This window comes from Olsenella phocaeensis (assembly GCF_048189965.1).
Lineage (GTDB): Bacteria > Actinomycetota > Coriobacteriia > Coriobacteriales > Atopobiaceae > Olsenella_I > Olsenella_I phocaeensis.
On record NZ_DBEZHV010000006.1, the window covers coordinates 88,310 to 111,295 of the forward strand.

Consider the following 22,986-nt stretch of genomic DNA (forward strand, 5'->3'; position numbering starts at 1 on the left):
CCCAGTTTTATTTCCCGCCGCTTCGCCCCGCCCCCGCCCCCAAGATGGGGGTGGGGGTGGTCTCTTTGGCACAAAGGGGATTTGGCGGCGGAAGGAAGGGCGGGTCGATCGCGAGGTTGGGGCTCGCGCCGTCGCGAGGGACGATTGCGGCGTGCGCGCTCGCCTGTCTCCTCGCGGCAGGCGTCGGCGCCTGGGGTATGGGAGGGCGGGCGTCCCAGGGAGAGGCCGCCACGGTCGACGTCGCGGCCGAGGGCGTGCCTGGGGCAGACCCGGAGGAGGCCGCCGAGGGAGGCGCCGCAGTCCAGGAGGCGCCCGAACCGGCTGCGGTGCTGGTGCACGTTGACGGGGCCGTCGCGCGTCCGGGGCTCGTCGAGCTGAGGAAGCGCAGCCCGCGCGCCAACGATGCCGTGGAGGCAGCCGGGGGGCTTCTCGACGACGCCGACTGCACGAGCCTCAACCTCGCGGCCGAGGTGAGGGATGGCGAGAAGATACACGTTCCCCACGAGGGCGAGGCCGCTGGGTCGGTCGGGACCGCGTCCGTCATTCCGACCGGTGGTCGCACCGAGGGCCAGCTCGTGAACCTCAACACGGCGGACGTGGCCGCGCTTCAGTCGCTTCCGGGCGTGGGCTCCGCGACAGCCAGGGCCATCATCGAGGACCGAGAGGCTCATGGCGACTTCGCGAGCGTGGACGACCTGGCGCGCGTGTCGGGCATAGGGCAGAAGAAGCTCGAGAGGATCAGGGACCATGCCTGCATCTAGGGCGCGGGCGGGGGAGGGGATGCCGCGCCCGCAGATTCCCACGAGCGCCCACCTGCTGGTTGCGTGCGTCCTCGTCGAGCGCGCCGTGCTGGGTGGCCGCCTGCCGCCCCCGCCTCCCTCCCACGTCACTGCGCTCGTCGTCGCGTCATGCGCGATGGTCGTCTTGGCCGCCTCGTCGGCCACTGTTGGGGACGGACTGCGCCTGCCCGTCGCGGGCGTCATCCTCACCCTGGCCCTGTCCACGTCCCTCGCCTGGGCGCTCTCGGGCCTCCTTGTCCGGGGGATGGGGCTCTGCGAGGCGGAGCTCGGTCGCGTCGCGGGGTCGAGCTGCACCCTGCTCGTGGAGTCGGACTCCGTGTGCGGGCGGGGGAGCCACTCTTGTCGTGCGAGCGTGAAGCTGCCCTCGGGCAGGAGCTGCCGCGTCTGGCTGCGCTCGTCCCAGAGGGTTTGGATGGGGGAGCTGCTTCGCTGCAGCACGCGCTGGTCGCCCCTCGACCAGGACGGCTTTGGCGCGAGCTCCAGGATGCAGGGGGTCGTTGGGAGCCTGCGGATCGTGTCCATCTCTTCCAGGTCCTGGCAGCCGGGCCCCTTGGGTCGGCTCAGGGCCTGGCGCTCGGACAGGTTGGAGGGGCTTTTCGCCCAACCCACCGACTCGGCGGCATGGATTGCGGGTGTTGCCCTCGGCAGTCCCGCGCTGGCGCGCGAGAGGGGCATGGGAGAGAGGCTCTCCCGCTGCGGGCTGTCGCACCTCCTGGCGGTCTCCGGCAGCCATCTGGCCATCGCCACCTCCATCGCCTGCACGCTCCTCCTCCGCCTCGACATGCCGCTTGCGCCCCGTCTCGCGGCCTCCCTCTCCCTGGGGATGGCCCTCGTGCTGCTCTGTGGCGCGCCACCGTCTGCCGTGAGGGCACTTCTCATGTCCGCCTCGGCCTCTGGCTCGGAGCTCCTGGGAAGGCGCGGACATGCGCTGTCGTCCCTCTGCCTCGTCGGGTTGGTGATGGCGCTCCTCGACCCCTCGCTCTCCGGGAGCCTGGGCTTCCTGCTCTCGCTCGTCTCAGTTGCGGGGCTCTGCCTCCTTTCCTGGCCGACGTCCCAGGCCCTGCGCCGGGCCCTGGGACGTCTTGCGCCCCCATGGAGCATGGGGCGCCGTCGCCTGCCCCAGCCGCTTTCCAAGCTCTCGTCCGTCACCCTCGACCTCGCGTCGGCCAGCCTCGTCGCCCAGGTCTCGACCCTGCCCCTGTGCAGCTCTGCGTTCGGGACGCTCTCGCTGGTCGCCCCCCTCTCAAACCTCCTGGCGGTCGTCCCCTTCACCCTCGGGCTCGCCACAGGCCTCCCCGGGCTCCTGCTCGAGGGTCTGCTGCCCTGGGCCCGACTCCCCCTGGACGTGTCCCGATGCTGCTTCGAGCTGCTTTCCGCTCTGGTGGGCGCACTCTCCGCCCTTCCCCTCGCCGCCGTGGGACTTCCGGATTGGGGAGGGGTCGAGCCCCTCCTTTGGTCGGGCCTGGTTGCATTGGCCCTCGTCCGGTCATGCGTCCGCATGGAAGAGGACGACCACCGTGGTCGCCATGTGTCATAGTGGTCTGACGTGCAGAGGGGGGGGTCGTCTTGACAGGAAAGGCATCGGGGGCTCTTCTCCCCGCATATCTGGCGGTGGGCAGCAACTCCGTCAAGGCCGGGCGCGTCGTCGAAAGGCTCCGCGCGCGCCTCGACGACGGACTCGCGGCCTTCAACCTCGACGAGCGGGAGTCGGCTGCCGTGAGCGAGCCGGGTGAGCTCCTCGCCTCCCTCAACACGCTGCCCGTCGGCCCTGGCCAGCGCCTCGTCATCATCCACGGGGCGGACAAGCTTGCCAAGCCCTGCTCGGAGGCGATCGTCGGGTACCTCCAGAACCCCAATCCCGGCTGCGTCCTCTGCCTGGTGGCCGAGGCCCTCGCAAGGACCACCCGCCTCTACAAGGCCGTGGCGGCGGTGGGCAGGGATGCCGTGATCGACTGCGGCGGAAAGAAGGCCTGGCAGCTCCCGGCGGAGGTCCGCCGGCTCGCCCAGCGCCGGGGGATGTCGATCGACGAGTCCGCCGCCCGCGAGCTCGTCGACCGCGTTGGCGAGTCGATCGCCCTGATAGACGGCCAGCTCAAGACCCTGAGCGAGCTCTGCCGGGCAAGCGGCTCCATCACGCGTGCGGATGTGGTGGAGCACGTCGTCCGGATGGCGGAGGTGAAGCCCTGGGACTTCCTCGACGCCGTCTGCGACAGGGACGCTGGAAGGGCCCTCTCGGTGTACGCGCTCATGCCTGCGAACTCCGAGGTCAGGCTCGTCTCGCTCCTCGCCGCGCGCCTGCGGGAGCTCGTCTGCGCCCGCTCGCTCATGCGTCGTGGCACCATCGCGGGTCTGGGTGGCGAACTCCTCGCCTATGACTCGATCGCGGCGACTCCCGCGGTGAGGCGCAAGGGGTCGAAGAGGCCAGCGAAGCCCCGCGTGAAGCAGGATTGGCAGCTCAAGAACCACCAGAGGTGGGCCGGCTCGTTTGGCGATGGGGAGCTGGAGCGCGCGCTTGTGCTCTGTGGGGGCGCGGATGCCGCCCTGAAGGGCGGCGCCGACCCACGCAGCTGCGTCAGCTCCCTCATCCTGGACGTCTGTGGTGCGGCTCCCTCGCGTCACGGGAGCCTCCCGTGCTGACCTGCCCTCTCTAAATCTTTTGACATATTCCAACATATCATCCCAAGAAGCCCTATACTACTTGCTGACATTTGCCATTAAGTAGGAGGTCCCATGCTGGGAAGGCGACCCAAGGTCAGGGAGGTGGGCCTGGTGCCCGAATACCTCCGCTTCGTACCGGACGGGGTGGCGCACGAGCGCGTGCTCGAGCTGGCCCTCGACGAGCTCGAGGCCATTCGGCTCATCGACCTCTTAGGGCTGGACCAGCAGGGGGCAGCGTCGCGCATGGGCGTGGCCCGCTCCACCGTCGCCAGCATCTATGACCGGGCGCGGAAGAAGGTCGCGGACTTCCTCGTGAATGGCGGGGAGCTGGTGGTGGGAGGCGGAAACGTCCGCCTCCGCCCCGGCATGGACGCCCGGGACGGGTCCTGGGCGCTTGAGAAGGGGGAGAGAACCATGAGGATTGCGGTCACCTATGAGGACGGGAAGGTCTTCCAGCACTTCGGGAGGACGGAGCAGTTCAAGGTGTACGAGGTCGAGGGAGGCAAGGTCACCTCGTCCCGGGTGCTGGGGTCCAACGGCGTGGGCCACGGCGCTCTGGCGGGGCTGCTCTCCGAGGGAGGGGTCGACCTCCTCGTCTGTGGCGGCATCGGCGGTGGGGCCCAGGCTGCCTTGGCCCGCGCGGGCATAGAGGTGTACCCCGGGCAGGAGGGCGATGCGGACGCGGCGGTGGACGCGTACCTTTCCGGACGGCTCGTGAAGCTCGAGTCTGCCACCTGCAACCATCACGACCACGAGCACGGCCATGGTTGCGGCAGCCACGAGGGCGATTGCGGAGGGCACGACCACGAGGGCGGCTGCTGCCATTGAGGTTCGCGAGGCGGTCGCGCCCCGGGAGTCAACGCGCACATCCCGCGCGGCCGCGCGCTTGTTGGTTGCCACGTCGAGGACTGGAGGTTGGGCTAACCCGATGAGAGACATCGCCATCGGTTTCGTGACTGGTCGGAAGAGCTTTCGTAACGTTCTGAAGACCTATGCCTGCCACTGGAGGGGCCTGATCAGGGAACACCCCGTAGGTATTCACCTGATCGTTGCCTACGACCTGGAGTACAACCACACGAGCGTGGACGACTACGTCAACCTCCAGGACGAGATCAGGGACACGTTCCGGTCAGTCTCCTTCATTGGACCCGAGTCGGTGCGAGGCATGTGCGAGGACCTTTGTGGCGGAGGGGTCTTGGAGGAGAGGGAGGCACGGCAGCTCTTCGGCAGGGGCTATGCGGGCAAGAGGAACGTGGTCCTGTACGAGGCCATACGCAGGGGCATGGATGCGCTCCTCTTCCTGGATGACGACGAGTACCCCCTTGCCGTGACGAGTCGGGATGGGCTCGCGTACTGGTGCGGCCAAGACGTCTTCCGAGAGCACGTCAAGGCGCTCGGCACGTTTGACGTGACCAACGGGTACCACTGCGGCTACGTCTCGCCCATACCCCACATGGGCTTCACGGACGACTTCACGGAGGACGACTTCAGGGTCTTCGCCGACGCCGTCAGCAACGACATCCTCAACTGGGACGGCATGTCGGCCGTGATGAGGAACGGTGGGGTGACCTACGCGGATGACGGGGCGCTCGCGGAGCCAAGGGTGACGGCCCTCGAGCGCGGGAGGACGGACGGGCTCCCAATCTCTGGGTCGAACCTCGGCATCAGGCTGACGGATCGCACGCGCACGGTCCCGTTCTTCAATCCGAGCGGGGCGAGGGGGAGAGGACGCCTTCTTTGCGGCGGCGTTGGGTGACCAGAAGGTCGCGCGCGCGCCGGTCTACACCTTCCACGACGGCTTCATGCGGTATTCGGGCCTCCTGCAGGGGAACCTCCCCCTGCGCCTGGGGCGCGTCGAGGCCACGGATCCGAGGGTCGTGGAGAGGTTCTACAAGGCCTGCCTCGGGTGGATCAGCTACAAGCCGCTGCTGATGTGGCTTGCGGGGCGGGACGACTTCGACTCCAGGGCGCGGAGGGTGAGCGGGGAGCTAAGATACCTCGCCCCAAGGATGGAGAGGCGCTTTTACCTCCCGTTTGGCCAGGTTGCCAGGGAGTTCTCCCGCTTCTCCAGGCGCGTGGCGCTCGACGAGGAGAACTACGAGGCGAACCTGGCCGCCTGGGAAAAGCTCATGCGGGCGGCCGTCGTCCATGGGCGTCCCTAGGCCCCCACGCGACCCGGTCGCGCTTTCGGGATGGAGCCCGACATGTCTTGAGGGGGCAGCTCGGCAGGTTTGGTCCGCCGACATAAATTAGACGGGCCCAGAATTCAGCTCCGGGCCCGTCGACGTTACGACGATTTGAGGGGAAGCGGCCTACTTCAGGGTGTTGACCAGCTTCTGGACGCCGCTCTTGCGGTCGGCGGCCTGGTTCTTGTGGATGATGCCCTTGGAGGCAGCCTTGTCGAGGAGACGACCGGCCTTGTTGGCGGCGTCCTGGGCGACGGTGGCGTCACCCTCCTCGACGGCAGCGCGAACCTTCTTGACGGCGGTCTTCAGCTCGGAGCGGACCGCCTTGTTGCGGACGCGGGCCTTCTCGGCGGTGATGATGCGCTTCTTCTGAGACTTGATGTTAGCCACGTGCGGTTCCTTTCAGTACTTATCCCTGAGGCCTCTGAACTTAATGAGGTGAAGGACGTGGGGGATCCGACACCTGACACGGCGAGGTCAACCAGCGCAGTATAGCACTCCACCAGCCTTTGGGATAATATCATCCGCATGACTACCAACGATACCTCACATATCCGCAACTTCTCGATCGTCGCTCACATCGACCACGGCAAGTCGACCATCTCGGACCGCATCCTCGAGTTCACCCACACGGTCGAGCAGAGGGACCTCGCCTCCCAGATGCTCGACTCCATGGACATCGAGCGGGAGCGCGGGATCACCATCAAGTCCAATGCCGTCCGCGTCATGTACGAGGCGGACGACGGGGGGACCTACCAGTTCAACCTCATCGACACGCCTGGTCACGTGGACTTCACCTACGAGGTCTCGCGCTCGCTCGCCGCCTGCGAGGGGGCCGTCCTCGTGGTGGACGCCACGCAGGGGGTCGAGGCGCAGACCGTCTCGAACGCAAGCCTCGCCATGAACGCCAACCTGGACATCGTCCCCGCGATCAACAAGATCGACCTCCCTTCGGCCCATCCCGAGGAGGTCAAGGCCGAGATCGAGGACGAGCTCGCCATTCCCGCGGAGGACAGCGTGCTCGTCTCGGGCAAGACCGGAGAGGGCATCCACGAGCTGCTCGAGGCCATCGTGTACCTCGTCTCTCCCCCCAAGGGCGACCCGGATGGCCCGCTCAAGGCGCTCATCCTGGACTCCTACTTCGACGAGTATCGCGGCGTCATCGCCACCGTGCGCGTCTTCGACGGGTCGGTGCGCAAGGGCCAGCAGCTCAAGATGATGGCCCTTGGCGACTCCTTCACCTGCGACGGCGTCGGCGTCAAGCGCCCGCTCGAGACCCCGCTCGACCAGCTTGGGGTGGGCGAGGTGGGCTACGTGGTGACGGGCCTCAAGGAGCCCGGGCTGGTCAAGACCGGCGACACCATCACCGAGGAGGCCAGGCCCTGCGCCGAGCCCTGCCCGGGCTACCACGAGGCGAAGCCCATGGTCTACACGGGGCTCTTCCCCATAGACAACAAGCAGTACGAGAACCTCCGCGACGCCCTCGAGAAGCTCCAGGTGAACGACCCCTCGCTCGTCTGGTCCCCCGAGACCAGCGTGGCCCTGGGCTTCGGCTTCCGGGTGGGCTTCCTGGGACTCCTGCACATGGAGGTTGTGAAGGAGCGCCTGGAGCGCGAGTTCGGGCTCGACCTCATAGCTACCTCACCCTCCGTCAACTACCACGTGTTCACGACCGACGGCGAGATGGTCGAGCTCAGGAGCCCCCAGGACCTGCCGGACGTCACGCGCATAGACCGCATCGAGGAGCCCTACCTCAACGCCAAGGTCATCGTGCCCCCCGAGTACATGGGCGCGGTCATGCAGCTCGCCATAGACCACCGCGGGGTCACGAGGGACATGGTCTACCTCAGCGAGAAGTCCGTCGAGATGCACTTCGACATCCCCCTCGCCGAGCTCATCCTGGACTTCTTCGACCAGCTCAAGAGCCGCACCAAGGGCTATGCGTCACTTGACTACGAGTTCGCGGACTATCGCGAGTCACCGCTCGTGAAGCTCGACATCCTGCTCGCGGGCGACGAGGTGGACGCGCTCTCGTTCATCGTGCACCGCGACAAGGCCTACGCCCTGGCGCGTGGCCTCTGCGACCGCCTGAAGGAGATAATCCCGCGGCAGCAGTTCGAGGTGCCCATCCAGGGTGCCATCGGCAACAAGATCATCAGCCGCTCCACCGTGCGTGCCGTGCGCAAGGACGTCCTGGCAAAGTGCTACGGCGGCGACATCTCGCGCAAGCGCAAGCTCCTCGAGAAGCAGAAGGAGGGCAAGAAGCGCATGAAGTCCATCGGCTCGGTCGAGGTGCCGCAGGAGGCGTTCCTCGCCGTGCTCAAGGTGGACGACGAGTGACGTCCGCGGCCAGGGGCCAGGGGACGCTTCGGATCCTCGAGGGCCTCGCCACGCCAGCCGGGCTCAGGCTTCCTGACGCCCGTCCCGTGCCGCGGGCGGACGTGCGGGCGCGTCTGGCGCAGAACCCCTTCCTCGTGGCGCCCATGGCCGGCGTCACCGACGGCGCCTACCGCCTCATGGCGAGGGCGGGCGGGGCCTCCCTCGCCTACACCGAGATGGTCTCGGTCGCCGGCATACACTTCGGCGGCCAGAAGACCTGGGACCTCGTCCTGCCCGCCGAGGGGGAGCCCGATGTCGCCGTGCAGCTCTTCGGGTCGAAGCCCGAGCAGTTCCGCGAGGCCGCCCTCGAGGTGGCCGAGCGCCTGGGGCCGCGCCTCGCCCTCATAGACGTCAACATGGCCTGTCCCGTGCCCAAGGTGACCCGCAAGGGGGAGGGGTCCGCCCTCATGGACGACCCCTCCCTCGCGGCCAGGATCGTCGGAGCCTGCCTCGAGCAGGGTCAGGTGCCCGTCACCTGCAAGATTCGCCGCGGCCGACGCGACGGGGAGGAGCAGGCGCCCGAGTTCGCCCGCGCGCTCGAGGCCGCCGGGGCAGCCGCCATCGCGGTCCACGGAAGGAGCGCGAGCCAGCTCTACCGCGGTCGTGCCGACTGGGGCGTCGTGCGCCGGGTCGCCGGGGCAGTCGACGTGCCCGTCATAGGCTCGGGTGACGTGGAGGACGCTGGGGCGGCGCTGCGGATGCTCGAGGAGACGGGCGCCGCGGGCGTGATGGTGGCCCGCGGGAGCTACGGCAACCCCTGGGTCTTCTCGTCCGCGCTGGCCCTCGCGTCGGGCGAGAGGCCTGCGGCGCCCACCCTCTCCCAGCGCCTCGCGGCCTTCGAATGCCACGTGAGACTCCTCGACGCCACCGGCGGCCACCTCGCCCGCGCCCGCAGCCTTGCCGGTTGGTACCTGAAGGGGCTCCCTCACGCCGCCGCCTGGCGGGACGGCGCCATGCGCTGCGTGAGCCTGGACGACTACCTCGGGCTCCTCGCTAGGGTGAGGGCATTCGCGGATGGGGACGCCGCGGGCCGGGAGGACGTCCGCCGTGGGTGACGGTCCCTCGCCCAACGCCTGGGAGGGCCGCCTCCACGCCACGGCGGCAGAGGCCCTCTACCTCCACCTGCCCTTCTGCGAGAGCAAGTGCGCCTACTGCGACTTCGCCTCCTGGGTCACCCGGGAGGGCGACCCCCTCATGGGCGCCTACGCCCGCGCCCTCGGCTCCCAGGTCCGCGAGCTCAAGGGGGCGGGGCTCCTCTCCTCCTGCAGGACGGCCTACCTGGGAGGGGGCACGCCCAGCCTCCTCGGCACGGACGGGCTGTCGGACCTCGTGCGCGCCGTCGCCTCGACGACGGCGGCAGAGCTGAGTGTGGAGGCTAACCCGGAGTCCCTTGCCGAGGGGATGGCCGGCGCGCTCGCCGAGGCGGGGGCGACGCGCGTCTCCCTGGGGGTCCAGAGCCTCGACGACGGGGAGCTTCGCCTCCTGGGACGCGCGCACGACGCAAGGACGGCCCTTCGGGCGCTGGGGGACGCCGTCTCGAGCGGGCTCGACGTCTCCTGCGACCTCATGTGCGCCATCCCCCGTCAGACGTCCGAGAGCTGGGCCAGGAGCCTCCGGGGCGTGCTGGGCGAGGGGGTCGGGCACGTGAGCGTCTACCCCCTCGCCATCGAGGACGGGACGGCCTTCGGCAGGGCCGTGGACGAGGGGCTCATGGACGAGCCGGAAGACGGGCTCGCCGCGGAGCTCATGGAGGAGGCGGAGCGGATCCTGGGGGAGGCGGGCCTCTCCCGCTACGAGGTGGCGAGCTATGCCCGGCCAGGGCGCGCCTGCGCGCACAACCAGGCATACTGGACCGGCCGTCCCTACCTGGGCCTGGGATGCTCCGCCTCGGGGATGCTCGCCCGCGAGGGCTACCTGAGGCTCAGGGACGCCTGCTGCCCCCAGCTGCCCGAGCCCGCCCCCGCCAGCGCGCGCCTGAGGCTCCGCGTGCTCACGGGCCGCAGGGCGATCGCGGAGGACCCGCGGCTCTCCAGCCTCTCGTTCGAGGTGGAGGAGCTGGATGCGGGCCAGGCGGCGGCGGAGGACCTCATGCTGGGGGCACGCATGACGCGGGGCCTCGACCCCGCGCTCGTCTCGCACGCGAGGCTCGTCCTCGGAGGGGGCCGCGTCCAGGCGACGCTCGACGACTGCGTCGCGCGCGGGCTTCTCGCCCGGGACGGTGGCGGGAGGCTCGCCCCCACCCATCGTGGCTGGCTTCTGGGAAACGAGCTCTACGGGACCCTCTGGGACCTCGCCGGGGGAGAGACCCTCACGTCGCGCTGCCAGGGCCGCGGCGCGCCCAAGCCATGACCGCCCTTCGTGAAGCTGCGTGGCGGAGGTATCCGGCATGCGGCCATGGGGTATAGTTCCGCACGTCAGGTCGCCATGGCGGCGCACGGGGGAAGGTAGGGCAGGCACTTGGCCTCGATGAACGAGAAGGACTACTACGCCATCCTGGGCGTGGAACAGGACAGCACGACGGAGCAGATCAGGCGCGCATTCCAGCAGAAGGCGCGCAAGCTCCATCCGGACGTCAACAAGGAGCCGGACGCCGAGGAGCGCTTCAAGGAGGTCTCCGAGGCGTACGCCGTCCTCTCCGACGAGGGCAAGAGGCGCCGCTACGACGCCATGCGCTCCGGGAACCCCTTCGCCTCCGCCGACTACGGCGGCACCCCCGGCGCCTCGCCCGACGGCTACGGGGGCTTCCCCTTCGGCTGGGGCTTCCCCTTCTCCGACGTGGCCCAGCGAGGTCGCGGAGGCCAGCGCTCCCGCTCCTACAACCCACGCGTCGGCGCGGACGTCACCGTGCGCCTCGACCTGGACGACGAGTCGGCGCGCAAGGGCGTGCGCCGGGGCGTGACCTACCAGCGTTACGTCGCCTGCGACGTCTGCCACGGGCAGGGCTCGGTGCGAAGCGACCATGCGGAGACCTGCCCCACCTGCGGCGGCAGCGGCCACATGAGCGTCGACCTCACGGGCATCTTCGGCTTCGGCGTCATGGAGATGGAGTGCCCCGAGTGCGAGGGGACGGGCAGGGTCGTGAGCGACCCCTGCCACAACTGCGGTGGTTCGGGCAGGGTGCTCTCCGCGAGCGAGGTCGTGGTCGAGGTTCCCGCCGGCTCGCATGACGGCGACGAGGTTCGCATCCCCGGCATGGGCAACGCGGGCACGAACGGCCAGGCCTCGGGCGACTTCGTCTGCCGCGTGGGGGTGGCGTCCGAGCGGCTGAGCCAGAGGCAGGCCTCCGGCTTCCACTCGCTGGGGCTGGCCGTGCCCTTCCTGGTGCTGGGCGCGCTCACCAACACCCTGGGCTCCGTCGCCCTCGTGATCGTGACGCTTGTGGGGGTCGGCGCCTTCCTCGCCTTCGGCGAGGGCCTCGCCCACGCGCGAGGCTGGTGGAGGTCGGGCCTCAGGTCGCTCGCAAACGGCGCGAGCTCGGGCGTGGTCTTCGCGCTCTTCCTGGTGATGATGTTCTCCTGCGGCTCGGGGCTGGGAAGCGCCGGCTATAGGGGATAGCCTCCCTTCGCGGGCCCTTGCCCGCGATCCGTTCGTCTGCAACTGCTTTGGGGATTGGTGACATTGGCTTCGAAGGACTACTACGAGGTGCTCGGCGTCGCGCGCGACGCCGACGCCAAGACGATTAAGAGGGCCTTTCTCAAGAAGGCGCGCACGCTCCATCCGGACGTCAACAAGGAGGCGGACGCCGAGGAGCGCTTCAAGGAGGTCAACGAGGCGTACTCCGTCCTCTCCGACGAGCGCAGGCGCTCCAACTACGACCGCTACGGCACGCCCGACGGACCCGGTGGCTTCGGCTCCGACTACGTGGACATGTCCGACATCTTTGGCGGCGGCTTCGGCATAAACGACATCTTCGACTCCTTCTTCGGCGGGGCAGCAGGTCGCCAGGGCGGCCAGCGCGCCACGCGCACCCGCGGGCGCGACATGGGCATGACGCTGCGCGTGAGCCTCGCCGAGGCCGCTGCGGGATGCACGAAGACGGTCGCCTACGAGCGCCTTGCCCCCTGCGACGACTGCCACGGCAGCGGCGTCGCCGAGGGTGGCCACGAGAGGACCTGCGAGCGCTGCCACGGCACGGGTCGTGTGGTGGAGGTCCAGCGCACCATCTTCGGCCAGATGCAGTCGCAGGCGACCTGCCCGGACTGCGGGGGCACCGGCAAGGTGGTGGACAAGCCCTGCGAGACCTGCCAGGGGCAGGGCCGCACTCCCTCGCGCGAGACGGTCGAGGTCAGCGTGCCCGCCGGCGTCCACTCCGGGCAGTCGATAAGCATCAGGGGCAAGGGGGAGGCCGGGCTGCGCGGTGACGTGGCGGGAGACCTTGTGGTGCGCGTCGAGGTCGAGCCCAGCGAGGACTTCGAGCGACAGGGCGACGACCTCTACTGCCGCCTCGCCCTCGACGCCCTCGAGGCCATCGTGGGCTGCGAGAAGGCCATCCCCGGGATCCTCGCCGGCGAGCGGGTGGACGTCGAGGTCCCCGCGGGCTGCCAGCACGGCCAGCAGATCCGCGTCGAGGGCAGGGGCATGCCCCGCCTCAACTCGCGCTCACGCGGCAGCCTCATAGCCGTGGTGCAGGTCGAAGTCCCTTGCGACCTGGACGAGGCGCAGATGGAGGCGGTCCGCGAGCTCGTGGGCCAGCGCTCGTCCCGTCCCGGGGACGGCGCGGGCAAGGCAGGGGCCGACGACGCCAAGAAGGGCCGCCGCCGTGGCCGCAAGGGGCACAAGTGACGCGCCACAAGGTGGCCCTGGTCAACCTGGGCTGTCGCGTCAACAGGGTCGAGAATGACCTCGTGGCGAGCCAGCTCGAGGGGGCGGGGCTCGAGCTCTGCGACCCCGCGGCGGCCGAGCTCGTGGTGGTCAACACCTGCGCCGTGACGGGCGAGGCCGAGGCCAAGACCCGAAAGCGGCTGCGCCGCGTGGCGCAGCTGCCCCAGGCGCCCCTCGTGCTCGCGAGCGGCTGCGTCGCCAACCTCAGGGGAGAGGAGCTCGAGGGCCTCGCCCCCAACATCGAAGTGGTGCGCGACAAGTCGCGCCTCGCCGAGGTCGCCCTGTCCAGGCTCGGGCTTGAGCCCGGAAGCGTGACGGACGCGGGCGAGCTCGCCGTGACGCCAACGCCCACGGGCAGGATGAGGCCCGGCATCAAGGTCCAGGACGGCTGCGACAACCGCTGCAGCTATTGCATCGTCTGGAAGGCGCGCGGCGCCTCCCGCTCCATGGGTGTGGGCGAGGTGCTGCGGCAGGTCCGCTCCGCCGTCGCTCGCGGGGGCCACGAGGTCGTGCTCACGGGCATCAACCTGGGGCGCTTCCGAGGTGAGGCAGAGGACGGCAGGGGGATCGCGCTTTCGGGCCTCATCGACCTCATCCTCGGGGAGACCGAGGTGGAGCGCGTCCGGCTCTCGTCCATCGAGCCGCCCGACGTCACCGACGAGCTCCTGGACGCCATGGCGCGGGGAGGCGAGAGGGTCGCGCCCTTCCTCCACGTCTGCCTGCAGTCCGGCTGCGACGACACGCTCCGGCGCATGCGTCGCGTGTACAGCACGGCAGAGTACCGCAGGACCGTCCTCCACGCGCGCGAGCGCATCGAGGGGCTCGCCTTGGGGACCGACCTTATCGTGGGCTTCCCGGGCGAGACGGACGAGGAGTTCGAGGCGTCCCTCGCCTTCTGCGAGGAGATGGCCTTCGCCAAGATGCACGTCTTCCGCTACTCCGCCCGCCCCGGCACGCCCGCGGCCACGGCGGAGGGGCAGGTCCCTCCCCGGGTTATGGCCGAGCGCGGCCGGCGCATGAGGGAGCTCGCCGCGCGCATGCGCCGCCAGAGCGCCTCCGCGCGAGTGGGCTCAGAGGAGCTCGCCGTGGTCCAGTACCCAGGCCGTGCCGTCACCGGGCGCCTGCACGACCTCCTGGTCGACCCGTCCGCCCCCCTCGACGCGCTCGTGAGGGCCCGCGTCACGTCCGTCATGGACGACGGGACGCTCGTGGGCACGTTGCTGTAGGACGCCGCCGTTGCGGCTATGATTGGGACGGCGCGCCGTCCGGAGGCAGTTGGAGGAGCATGGAGCCGACGCAGGTCAGACTCACCATTCCCGATTCCGTCGACCCGACCCTGCTCATGGGGCCGGCCGACTCGCTCCTGCGTCGCATAGAGGCGGGCTTCGACGCCCTGGTCTCGGTGCGCGGAAGCCAGATCCTGGTCTCGGGCCCCGCAGAAGTCGTGGACGGCGTCGTCTCGGTGTTCTCTCGCCTCATCCACATGGTCGAGAGGGGAGAGGTGCCCACCACCGACGAGGTGGAGCTCCTCGTGGGCCAGGCGTCGCACGGCGCCCAGGAGCCCGCGGACATGGGTCGCGACCTGCTGCTCACCTACCGCGGGCGTGCCATAAGGCCAAAGACGGCGGGGCAGCTGCGCTACGTCGAGTCGATGCGGCGAAACACCATCAGCTTCGGCATCGGCCCCGCCGGCACCGGCAAGACCTACCTCGCCATGGCCATGGCCGTGGCGGCGCTGAAGAGGCGCGAGGTGGCGCGCATCGTCCTCGCCCGTCCCGTGGTCGAGGCGGGCGAGTCGCTGGGTTACCTCCCAGGCACCCTCCAGGAGAAGCTCGACCCCTACGTGCGCCCGCTCTACGACGCGCTCTTCGACATGACCGACATGGAGCGGGGGAGCTCCCTCATCGAGCAGGGGGTCATAGAGATCGCGCCCCTGGCCTTCATGCGCGGGCGCACCCTCAACGACTCCTTCGTCATCCTCGACGAGGCACAGAACACCACTCCCGACCAGATGAAGATGTTCCTCACGCGGCTGGGCTTCTCGTCCAAGTTCGTCGTGACGGGAGACCTCACCCAGCGCGACCTCCTGGGCCACAACGGGCTGGAGTCGGCCCGCGAGGTGCTCGAGGGGGTTGATGGCATCGAGTTCGTGGACCTCGACCGCAACGACATCGTCCGCCACTCCCTGGTGGCACGCATCGTGGACGCCTACGACCGCGCCGCGGCGCGCGGCGGCGGGAGGTAGCATGGAGAACGACTATGACCTCGTGTTCGAGGAGGGCGTCGTCGCACCGGTCGACGGAGCAGACATCAAGGCCGCCTGCGACCTGGTGCTCGCCGAGGAGGGCGTGGCCAGGCCCTGCATGGTGTCGGTCTCCGTCGTGTCCGACGGGCGCATGCGCGAGCTCAACCTCGAGTGGCGCGGACAGGACCGGGCGACGGACGTGCTGAGCCTCGAGTGCGAGCGCCCGGACGACCCCGACCTCGCCCCCGGGGAGCCCTGCGAGCTGGGCGACATCGTCCTCGCGCCCGCGTACATCGCCCAACAGGCGCCGGGCTTCGGGACCACCGCACGCGACGAGTTCCGCCTGCTCCTGGTCCATGGCATGCTCCACCTCCTTGGCTACGACCACCTGGAGGACGCGGAGGCGGAGCTCATGGAGGCCCGCGAGGACCAGCTCCTCCTCAAGATGAAGACCGACCAGCCCTTGGATCACGTGACCCTGACCCGACACCGGGAAGGCGGCGACGCATGATTCCCGGCAAGCGCCCGAGCCACCCCACCTTCAGGCGGAGCTTCCTCTTCGCCATCCAGGGCTTCCGCACCGCCGTGCGCCAGGAGCGCAACATCAAGGTCATGCTGGGCGGGGCCGCCTTTGCCCTCGTCATGGGCATCGTGCTGCGCATCGATGCGCTGAGCTGGGCCGTTGTGCTCCTGTGCTGCGCGGTGGTCATCATGGCCGAACTCTTCAACACGGCCGTGGAGACTGTCGTGGACCTGGTCTCGCCCGAGTTCCATCCCCTCGCAGGACGGGCGAAGGACATCGCCGCCGCCGCGGTGTGGTTGCTCTGCGTCGTGGTGGCGGTGGTGGGCGCCGTGGTGTTCGTGCGCGCCCTCCTGCCCTAGGGCTTCCCTTTCAAGGAGGAGAGATGCAAGACGAGAAGAGCACGGACGACACGGTGCCCGCCGAGGACTTCAGCAGCGGCTTCGTCGCGCTGGTGGGACGCCCCAGCGTGGGGAAGTCGACCCTGCTCAACGCCTGCTACGGCGGGAAGATAGCCATCACGAGCCCCGTGGCGCAGACCACGCGCCGGCGCATGCGCGCCGTGGTCAACACCCCCACGTCGCAGCTCGTGATCGTGGACACGCCGGGGCTCCACAAGCCCAAGGACGCCCTGGGGAAGGAGCTCAACAAGGTCGCCCTGGGAGAGCTCGCCGACGTGGACGTCGTCGCCCTCCTCGTCGACGCCACCAAGCCCGTGGGCCGAGGCGACGAGTGGGTCGCCAAGCACGTCGACGCGGCGCGCGCGCCTTTCAAGGTCCTCGTGGTCACCAAGGCGGACCTCGCCGGGCCCGAGCAGGTCAAGTCCCAGCTCGAGGCGGCGCACTCACTCGCCCGCTTCGACGACGCCCTCGTCGTGAGTGCCAAGGAGGGCTTCAACGTCGACTCCTTCGTGGGGTTGGTCTCCGCCCACCTGCCCGTGGGCCCGAAGTGGTTCCCGGACGACATGGACGTGGACATGACGGACGAGGATCTCGTGGCGGAGTTCGTGCGCGAGAAGGTGCTCCTCAACATGCGCCAGGAGGTCCCCCACTCCGTGGGCGTCATCTGCGAGGACATCTCGTGGCCCAGGAGGGGCCACGCCTCGGTGGCCGCCACCATCATCGTGGAGCGCGAGGGGCAGAAGGGCATGGTCATCGGCAAGGGGGGGCAGATGATCAAGCGCATCGGGTCCGAGGCGCGCCATGACGTGGAGCGCCTCCTCGGGGCCCAGTGCTTCCTCGACCTGCAGGTCAGGGTCCAGCCGCAGTGGCGCCGGGACAAGAACGAGATCCGCCGCCTGGGCTACGAGGCGGAAGAGTAGGCCGTGGCGGGAGGGCGCCGGACCTATAGGAGCAAGGGCATAGTGCTCGCCCGCACCAAGCTCTCGGAGCAGGACCTCATCCTCACCATCTTGGGGGAGTCGGGGGCCCAGCTGAGGGCCGTGGCGAAGGGCGCGCGGAAGCCGGGCGGACGCCTCGCCTCGCGCTCGGAGCTCTTCTGCGAGACGGACTTCCTCATGGCCAGGGGGAGGAGCCTCGACGTGGTGAGCGAGGCCGTCACCGTCGACGCGCACCCCGGCATCAGGGGGGACTACGCCCGGCTCTGCGCCGCCTCCGCAGTCGCCGAGGTCGCGCGCCTCAGCTCCTTCGAGGAGAGCGAGGACCCCTACCTCTTCCGCATCTGCTCGGCCGCCCTGGGCTCCTGCGAGCGGGCAAGCGGGCAGCCCCATCTCGACCTGCTGGTGGCCGCGTACGCCTTCAAGGTGCTCGCCCACGAGGGCTGGATGCCCGAGCTCGACTCCTGCATAGCCTGCGGCGACCCGGACGTGACGCACTTCTCGCCCGTGGCGGGAGGGGCGCTCTGCGCCAGCTGCGCGAGGGGCGTGGCGGGTGCCCAGGAGCTCTCCCGCTCCGAGTTCCAGTGGCTCCGGGCGCTTTTGGGCTCCACCTTCGGGGAGCTCATGGGGGCCGAGGTGGGCGAGCAAGTGGCCACGGAGCTCCTCTCCATCGCGCATGCCTGGGCGGCGACCCACTTGGACGCACGCCTTCGCGCCCTGGAGTTCATGTTCAGCATGTGATGGATTCGGGTACGGCATGCTTTGCGACGTGCGGAGCCCGGGCTTCTTTGCAAAAGACTAAAAACAGGCTTAAGATAGTTTGCTGCATGAGTCCCTACCCAAAGAAGATCCTCCGTTTGGAGCAACCCATGAGAACAGACCGACCATCCGCCCACATCAGCCTCTCGTGGCCCCATCCCGCCTGTTGTGGTGCTCTGGCCTCCGCCGCCGTGGTGGCCGTCCTGCTCATGGGCGCCCACACCGCCCTTGCCAACGAGGCGGAACGCGTCATCGATGTCGGCTCATCCCAGGTGGACGTTGGGGCCACGGCGTCCACGACCGATTCTGCGGAAGGGGCCTTGCTTGACGCACGGGAAGCGTGCAATGCGCCCGTATCCGTGCCTGCATCCCCTGTTCAAAATGTGCCTGAGGGTCAGACGGAACCAACGGATGATAAGGTCACGGAAGCAAAGCTTGAATTTCCCCTGAGGGTCGTTGCCCCTCAGGCTCAAGCTGACGTCGAAGGCCAGGGGACGCCGGACGAGCACGAGTCGTTCGAGGATGCCGAAGCTACCCATGCGGTCTCGCAGACGAGCGAGTTCTCGAGGGGGGCGCCTACTCGCGCTCCCGAGGAGACCATCGAGACAGGCCCTGCCGCGCCCAGCCCCCACATGGCCATCGTCACAAGGGCAGGGACGGCAGGCGAGGAGGAGGGCTGGTCCAGCAAGCCCGAGGCAACGGCCCCCCAGTCTGTGAAAGCCACGCAGCCCGAAGTGGACGAGCCCGTGGCTCCCAAGCTCGTGGCGAACAAGCCGACCGGCAAGAAGCCCGCCGTCAAGTACCTCAACATGTTCCGGCTCTACAACCCCAACTCAGGCGAGCACTTCTACACGAGCAGCCAGAAGGAGCTCAAGACGGTCTGCGAGGCGGGTTGGCGCTACGAGGGCGTGGGCTGGGTGTCTCCCGATTCCGGCGCGGCGGTCTTTCGCCTCTACAACCCCAACGCAGGGGACCATCACTACACTACAAGCTCTCGGGAGCGCGACGGGCTCGTGAGGGCGGGCTGGCGCTACGAGGGCATCGGCTGGAGGTCCGAAGGAGACGACGGCACGGCGGTCCTCCGGCAGTACAACCCCAACGCGAGGGCCGGCGCGCACAACTTCACCGTGAGCCCCCAGGAGGCAAAGCACCTTGTCGCTGCCGGATGGAGGGACGAGGGCAGGGCGTGGTTCGCCTCTAGGCAGGCCACCCAGCCAATCAAGGGCTTCTGGATGGTCACTAGTGCCTGGGGATCGAAGCAGCGCTATTGGGTCGGGAGCGATGCCCTCCTCGCCCGCGAGCGCGTCGTGACCCCTTCCGAGGGCGCGGGCTACTACGCCTACGCAAGCTCCGACGGCTCCATCCTGCGGGGCGTCAGGGACCTCGGTGACGGCTACGCCATGGTGGCGGACGACGACGGCAGGCTCCTCGCCGCGGGCGGCGAGGGCTTCTCAAAGCTCAGGGGGGCGGACGGCAGGGAGCGGCTGTACTACCTGCACGATGGCGGCGAGGGCTTCTCGCTGGCCAGGGTCGGCCACTTCGAGCGGGGTGGGAAGCACTTCTGGGGCCAGGCCTCCGACGGGAGCATCCTGCGCGGCAAGCTCCGCCAGGGCAAGGGGATGCTCGTCGCCAACCCCACGACCGGCGCGCTGCTCTGGTCCCGGGGCATGGTCGTGACGGGGGAGTACGACGACGGCGAGCTGCAGCGCTACTACGTCGACGACTCCGTGGGCGCTGGCCTCCTGGGCGCCCGCCTCGGGCTGTTCACCTACGACGGCAAGCGCTACTACGGCCGGGAGGACCAGGGCTACGTGGTGCGCGGGACCTACGTGGTCTCCCGCTACTACGCGAAGACCCACGGTTCCTTCCCCGGCGACTGGCACGACGACACCGTCGCCATCGCCGACAACGACGGCGTGCTCGTCTCGCGCGAGGAGTTCGGCAGGAGGATCGTCAGCGCCGCGCGCACCATGCTCGGCGGCAGCTATTCGTACGACGACAGCGCCTACTATCCCGACAGGCGCGCCTTCAACTGCTCTGGCTTCACATGGTGGGTCTACAGCACCCTGGGGATCAACCTCTCGCACAACCAGGGCTACTTCTCCTACTATGCGCAGCAGGACAACCGCAACGACAGCCAGATGTGGGGCGTGGAGAAGCGCGCGGGCTGGAAGACGTCCATACCGGACCTCCGTCCCGGCGACCTCGTGTTCTTCTCCCCGCTGCAGGACAAGTACCACACCGGGCACGTCGGCGTGTACATCGGCGACGGGAAGATGATCGACTCGAACACGCCCGACGGCGTGCAGGTCAGGAACGTCTGGAGGACCTCCTACGTCGGCGGCGGCCTGCCCATCACGTTGGTGTAAGACTCGCGTGCCATATCGTGTGCCTGGCGTGTAGAAGGGACAAAACGCGCGCGGCCTCGCCCCTCCGGCGGGCCGCGTGGCCCTTCTCGTGCTATGATTCCCCAGTCATACCCCGTACTTGGAGGCCCGCCCATGCCAGACGGCCATCCCAGTTCGGGGCGCATCCATGAAGAAGGGAAACGCAACATGGCAGTCACCAAGGATCGCAAGGCCGAGCTCATCGCCCAGTACGGCAAGGACGAGAAGGACTCTGGCTCCGCCGCCGTCCAGGTCGCCCTCCTCACCGAGCGCATCAAGGGCCTGACCGAGCACATGAAGTCCCACAAGAAGGACTTCCACACCCGTCGCGGCCTCCTCATGCTCGTCGGCCAGCGTCGCCGCCTCCTGTCCTACATCAAGAAGCAGGACGTCGAGGCCTACCGCACGCTGATCAAGAGCCTGGGCATCCGCGACAACATCCAGTAACAAGCGTGCAAGAGGGGAGCGCCTGCGGGCGCTCCCTTGCGTTAGACGGCCCGCCTGCAACGGGGCAGGCGGAGATAAGAGGAAAAGAAACATGGCAAAGGTTACGCACGAGTTCGACCTCTACGGCAAGCACTACGCCCTCAGCTCGGGCGAGCTCGCGAAGCAGGCCACAGGCGAGTGCCTGGTCTCCTGCGGCGAGTCCACGGTCAACGTCACCGTCGTGGTCTCGAAGGAGCGCAAGAACTACGACTTCTTCCCCCTGACGGTCGACTTCATCGAGAAGATGTACGCGGTCGGGCGCATCCCCGGCGGCTACCTCAAGAGGGAGGCGCGCCCCTCCGAGAAGGCCACCCTCACGGCCCGCATGATCGACCGCCCCATCCGCCCGTCCTTCCCCGACGGCTTCCGCAACGAGGTCCAGATCGTCGCCATGCCCCTCGTGGCCGACCAGGTCAACTCCGTCGACACCATCTCCATCATGGGCGCCTCCGTCGCCCTCTCCGTGGGCGGCGTGCCCTTCGAGGGGCCGCTCGCCGGCGTGCGCATCGGCCGCAACCCCGAGACGGGCGAGTTCCTCGTGAACCCGACCTACGAGGAGCGCGACGCGTCCGACCTCGACCTCGAGCTCGCCGGCTCCGCCACCTTCATCAGCATGCTCGAGGCCGGCGCGAAGGAGATCTCGGAGGAGGACATGCTCGCCGCCATGGCCTTCGGCCAGGAGGCGATCGCCGCGTTCTGCGAGGAGGAGAAGGCCTTCATTGCCAAGTACGAGGAGGCCAACGGCCCCATCGCCAAGCACGAGTACGTCCTCGACGTGCCCGTCCCCGAGGTCCACGACCGCGTCTTCGCCCACTACGCCGAGATGGAGGCCGCGCTCAAGGACGCCGACAAGCTCTCGCGCATCGGCAAGGTCGAGGCCCTCAAGGACTCCATCCGTGCCGAGTTCACCGACGAGGAGCGCGCCCAGTGGGAGCGCGAGATCCCCGTGGAGCTCAAGGGGCTCGAGAAGCACGCCATGCGCAAGATGGTCGTCGAGACCGGCGAGCGCGTCGACGGCCGCTCGGCCGACCAGATCCGCCCGCTCATGGTGAAGCCCGACTACCTTCCCCGCGTCCACGGCTCCGGCCTCTTCCAGCGCGGCCAGACCCAGGTGCTCTCCGTCGCCACCCTGGGCATGCTCAACGAGTGGCAGCGCCTCGACACCATCGAGCCCGTCGACGGCAAGCGCTACATCCACCACTACAACTTCCCGCCCTTCTGCACCGGCGAGACCGGGCGCATGGGGTCGCCCAAGAGGCGCGAGATCGGCCACGGCAACCTTGCCGAGCGCGCCCTTCTCCCGGTGATCCCGAGCGAGGACGAGTTCCCCTACACCATCCGCGTGGTCTCCGAGGTCATGGAGTCCAACGGCTCCTCCTCGATGGCGTCGACCTGCGGCTCGACCCTCGCCCTCATGGACGCCGGCGTGCCTCTGAAGCGCCCCGTCTCGGGCGTGGCCATGGGCCTCATCCAGGAGGAGGGCAAGACCGTCGTCCTCACCGACATCCAGGGCCTCGAGGACTTCCTCGGTGACATGGACTTCAAGGTCTGCGGCACCACCAAGGGCATCACCGCCATGCAGATGGACAACAAGGCCACCGGCCTCACGCCCCAGATCCTGCGCCAGGCCCTCATGCAGGCCCACGAGGGTCGCATGTTCATCCTCGACGCCATGCTCGAGCAGATTCCCGCGCCGCGCGAGTCCACCAAGGAGAACGCGCCCCAGATCATCAGCCTCCAGATTCCGACGGACAAGATTCGCGACGTCATAGGCAGCGGCGGCAAGGTCATCCGCGGCATCCAGGACGACACGGGCGCCACGATCGACATCCAGGAGGACGGCACCGTCTTCATCGCCGGCACCAACGGCGCGGGCGACGAGGCCGCCGAGCGCATCAAGGCCATCGTCAAGGTCCCCGAGGTGGGCGAGGAGTACAACGGCCGCGTCGTGGGCATCCAGCCCTTCGGAGCCTTCGTCGAGCTCCTTCCCGGCAAGGATGGCCTGCTGCACGTCTCGCGCGTCGCCAAGGGCCGCGTCGAGAAGGTCGAGGACGTCCTCAACATCGGCGACGAGGTCAAGGTCAAGGTCCTCGAGGTGGACGAGAAGGGCAAGGTCAGCCTGGACCGCCTGGACAAGCCCGAGGCTCCCGCCCGCTCCTCCAAGCCCCGCGAGCATGAGGGCGAGAGGCGCGAGCGCGCCGGCCGCCGTCCTGGCGACAGGGGTGGCTCCGCGAGCCGCCAGCCCCGTCGACACCACGAGGGCTAGTCCCGAACGATAGCTCCCGGCCCCTCGACTGACGGGGCTGCTGGGACCCGCCGGCAAAGGCCGGCGGGTCCCTTTTCTGTGCCGTGACCCCAGATGTGGGATGCGTCCGCTTTGCCCTCCACAGGGACAAGGGTGACTGGCGG

Annotated in this window: 21 protein-coding genes; 20 read left to right on the forward strand and 1 reads right to left on the reverse strand. The window is 68.9% G+C overall.

Annotated features, from left to right (window positions below; translation table 11 throughout):
* Positions 1-65 precede the first annotated feature (65 nt).
* The 6 genes from ACMPH2_RS02495 (at position 66) to ACMPH2_RS02520 (ending at position 5,620) form a co-directional block, all read left to right on the forward strand.
* Entirely contained in the window at positions 66-761 is a 696-nt protein-coding gene (locus tag ACMPH2_RS02495) for a ComEA family DNA-binding protein (RefSeq protein ID WP_417118536.1), read from the forward strand.
* Positions 748-2,337 carry a ComEC/Rec2 family competence protein gene (locus ACMPH2_RS02500; RefSeq protein ID WP_417118537.1) on the forward strand — a complete coding sequence of 530 codons (1,590 nt, stop codon included), beginning with the start codon at positions 748-750 and terminating at the stop codon, positions 2,335-2,337. Before ACMPH2_RS02495 ends, ACMPH2_RS02500 begins: the two co-directional genes overlap by 14 nt.
* A 29-nt stretch (positions 2,338-2,366) precedes the next feature.
* A complete protein-coding gene (gene holA, locus ACMPH2_RS02505) occupies positions 2,367-3,437 on the forward strand; it encodes a DNA polymerase III subunit delta (protein ID WP_417118538.1) in 1,071 nt (356 codons plus the stop codon).
* Between the two features lie 93 nt (positions 3,438-3,530).
* Positions 3,531-4,286 carry a NifB/NifX family molybdenum-iron cluster-binding protein gene (locus tag ACMPH2_RS02510; RefSeq protein WP_417118539.1) on the forward strand — a complete coding sequence of 252 codons (756 nt, stop codon included), beginning with the start codon at positions 3,531-3,533 and terminating at the stop codon, positions 4,284-4,286.
* A gap of 100 nt (positions 4,287-4,386) precedes the next feature.
* Positions 4,387-5,214 carry a hypothetical protein gene (locus ACMPH2_RS02515; protein WP_314638334.1) on the forward strand — a complete coding sequence of 276 codons (828 nt, stop codon included), beginning with the start codon at positions 4,387-4,389 and terminating at the stop codon, positions 5,212-5,214.
* Positions 5,207-5,620 (forward strand): hypothetical protein, encoded by a 414-nt coding sequence (locus tag ACMPH2_RS02520; protein WP_314638333.1) that lies wholly within the window; start codon positions 5,207-5,209, stop codon positions 5,618-5,620. Before ACMPH2_RS02515 ends, ACMPH2_RS02520 begins: the two co-directional genes overlap by 8 nt.
* Positions 5,621-5,770: 150 nt before the next feature.
* On the opposite strand, the gene rpsT is transcribed toward ACMPH2_RS02520, so the two are convergent.
* The gene (gene rpsT / locus ACMPH2_RS02525) at positions 5,771-6,034 is read right to left on the reverse strand and encodes a 30S ribosomal protein S20 (RefSeq protein ID WP_009279285.1); all 264 of its coding nucleotides are present in this window, start codon (positions 6,032-6,034) and stop codon (positions 5,771-5,773) included.
* Positions 6,035-6,172: 138 nt separating this feature from the next.
* Here rpsT and lepA point away from each other — a divergent pair, with 138 nt between their 5' ends.
* From lepA to ACMPH2_RS02595, 14 genes are all read left to right on the forward strand, one after another.
* On the forward strand, positions 6,173-7,984 hold the full coding sequence (gene lepA / locus ACMPH2_RS02530; RefSeq protein WP_314638332.1) for a translation elongation factor 4: 1,812 nt from the start codon (positions 6,173-6,175) through the stop codon (positions 7,982-7,984).
* Positions 7,981-9,078, forward strand: coding sequence for a tRNA dihydrouridine synthase (locus ACMPH2_RS02535; RefSeq protein WP_314638331.1), 1,098 nt, complete (start codon positions 7,981-7,983; stop codon positions 9,076-9,078). Before lepA ends, ACMPH2_RS02535 begins: the two co-directional genes overlap by 4 nt.
* Positions 9,071-10,372: a coproporphyrinogen-III oxidase family protein gene (locus ACMPH2_RS02540; protein WP_314638330.1), complete on the forward strand. Its 1,302-nt coding sequence runs from the start codon at positions 9,071-9,073 to the stop codon at positions 10,370-10,372. Before ACMPH2_RS02535 ends, ACMPH2_RS02540 begins: the two co-directional genes overlap by 8 nt.
* A 117-nt stretch (positions 10,373-10,489) precedes the next feature.
* Entirely contained in the window at positions 10,490-11,578 is a 1,089-nt protein-coding gene (locus ACMPH2_RS02545) for a DnaJ domain-containing protein (RefSeq protein ID WP_197414954.1), read from the forward strand.
* 63 nt (positions 11,579-11,641) lie between these two features.
* The gene (gene dnaJ, locus ACMPH2_RS02550) at positions 11,642-12,805 is read left to right on the forward strand and encodes a molecular chaperone DnaJ (RefSeq protein WP_314638329.1); all 1,164 of its coding nucleotides are present in this window, start codon (positions 11,642-11,644) and stop codon (positions 12,803-12,805) included.
* A complete protein-coding gene (locus ACMPH2_RS02555; RefSeq protein WP_417118540.1) occupies positions 12,802-14,070 on the forward strand; it encodes a MiaB/RimO family radical SAM methylthiotransferase in 1,269 nt (422 codons plus the stop codon). The genes dnaJ and ACMPH2_RS02555 overlap by 4 nt, the downstream gene beginning before the upstream one ends.
* 59 nt (positions 14,071-14,129) lie before the next feature.
* Positions 14,130-15,089: a PhoH family protein gene (locus tag ACMPH2_RS02560; RefSeq protein ID WP_417118541.1), complete on the forward strand. Its 960-nt coding sequence runs from the start codon at positions 14,130-14,132 to the stop codon at positions 15,087-15,089.
* A gap of 1 nt (position 15,090) precedes the next feature.
* Positions 15,091-15,600 carry an rRNA maturation RNase YbeY gene (ybeY, locus tag ACMPH2_RS02565; protein ID WP_314638326.1) on the forward strand — a complete coding sequence of 170 codons (510 nt, stop codon included), beginning with the start codon at positions 15,091-15,093 and terminating at the stop codon, positions 15,598-15,600.
* A complete protein-coding gene (locus ACMPH2_RS02570; protein ID WP_314638324.1) occupies positions 15,597-15,971 on the forward strand; it encodes a diacylglycerol kinase family protein in 375 nt (124 codons plus the stop codon). Before ybeY ends, ACMPH2_RS02570 begins: the two co-directional genes overlap by 4 nt.
* Positions 15,972-15,994: 23 nt before the next feature.
* Entirely contained in the window at positions 15,995-16,930 is a 936-nt protein-coding gene (era, locus tag ACMPH2_RS02575; protein WP_417118542.1) for a GTPase Era, read from the forward strand.
* A gap of 3 nt (positions 16,931-16,933) precedes the next feature.
* Positions 16,934-17,686 carry a DNA repair protein RecO gene (gene recO / locus ACMPH2_RS02580; RefSeq protein WP_314638322.1) on the forward strand — a complete coding sequence of 251 codons (753 nt, stop codon included), beginning with the start codon at positions 16,934-16,936 and terminating at the stop codon, positions 17,684-17,686.
* Positions 17,687-17,814: 128 nt separating this feature from the next.
* Entirely contained in the window at positions 17,815-20,073 is a 2,259-nt protein-coding gene (locus ACMPH2_RS02585) for an NlpC/P60 family protein (RefSeq protein ID WP_129583128.1), read from the forward strand.
* Positions 20,074-20,259: 186 nt separating this feature from the next.
* Positions 20,260-20,538, forward strand: coding sequence for a 30S ribosomal protein S15 (gene rpsO / locus ACMPH2_RS02590; protein ID WP_009279272.1), 279 nt, complete (start codon positions 20,260-20,262; stop codon positions 20,536-20,538).
* 91 nt (positions 20,539-20,629) lie between these two features.
* Complete coding sequence (locus ACMPH2_RS02595) at positions 20,630-22,843, forward strand: polyribonucleotide nucleotidyltransferase (RefSeq protein ID WP_417118543.1); 2,214 nt, start codon at positions 20,630-20,632, stop codon at positions 22,841-22,843.
* Positions 22,844-22,986 lie beyond the last annotated feature (143 nt).

Coding starts and splice junctions, on each gene's coding strand:
- ACMPH2_RS02500 (WP_417118537.1), top strand. CDS start 748: ATGCCTGCATCTAGGGCGCGGGCGGGGGAGGGGATGCCGCGCCCGCAG.
- ACMPH2_RS02510 (WP_417118539.1), top strand. CDS start 3,531: ATGCTGGGAAGGCGACCCAAGGTCAGGGAGGTGGGCCTGGTGCCCGAA.
- ACMPH2_RS02515 (WP_314638334.1), top strand. CDS start 4,387: ATGAGAGACATCGCCATCGGTTTCGTGACTGGTCGGAAGAGCTTTCGT.
- lepA (WP_314638332.1), top strand. CDS start 6,173: ATGACTACCAACGATACCTCACATATCCGCAACTTCTCGATCGTCGCT.
- ACMPH2_RS02545 (WP_197414954.1), top strand. CDS start 10,490: ATGAACGAGAAGGACTACTACGCCATCCTGGGCGTGGAACAGGACAGC.
- ACMPH2_RS02560 (WP_417118541.1), top strand. CDS start 14,130: ATGGAGCCGACGCAGGTCAGACTCACCATTCCCGATTCCGTCGACCCG.
- ybeY (WP_314638326.1), top strand. CDS start 15,091: ATGGAGAACGACTATGACCTCGTGTTCGAGGAGGGCGTCGTCGCACCG.
- ACMPH2_RS02570 (WP_314638324.1), top strand. CDS start 15,597: ATGATTCCCGGCAAGCGCCCGAGCCACCCCACCTTCAGGCGGAGCTTC.
- era (WP_417118542.1), top strand. CDS start 15,995: ATGCAAGACGAGAAGAGCACGGACGACACGGTGCCCGCCGAGGACTTC.
- ACMPH2_RS02585 (WP_129583128.1), top strand. CDS start 17,815: ATGAGAACAGACCGACCATCCGCCCACATCAGCCTCTCGTGGCCCCAT.
- rpsO (WP_009279272.1), top strand. CDS start 20,260: ATGGCAGTCACCAAGGATCGCAAGGCCGAGCTCATCGCCCAGTACGGC.
- ACMPH2_RS02595 (WP_417118543.1), top strand. CDS start 20,630: ATGGCAAAGGTTACGCACGAGTTCGACCTCTACGGCAAGCACTACGCC.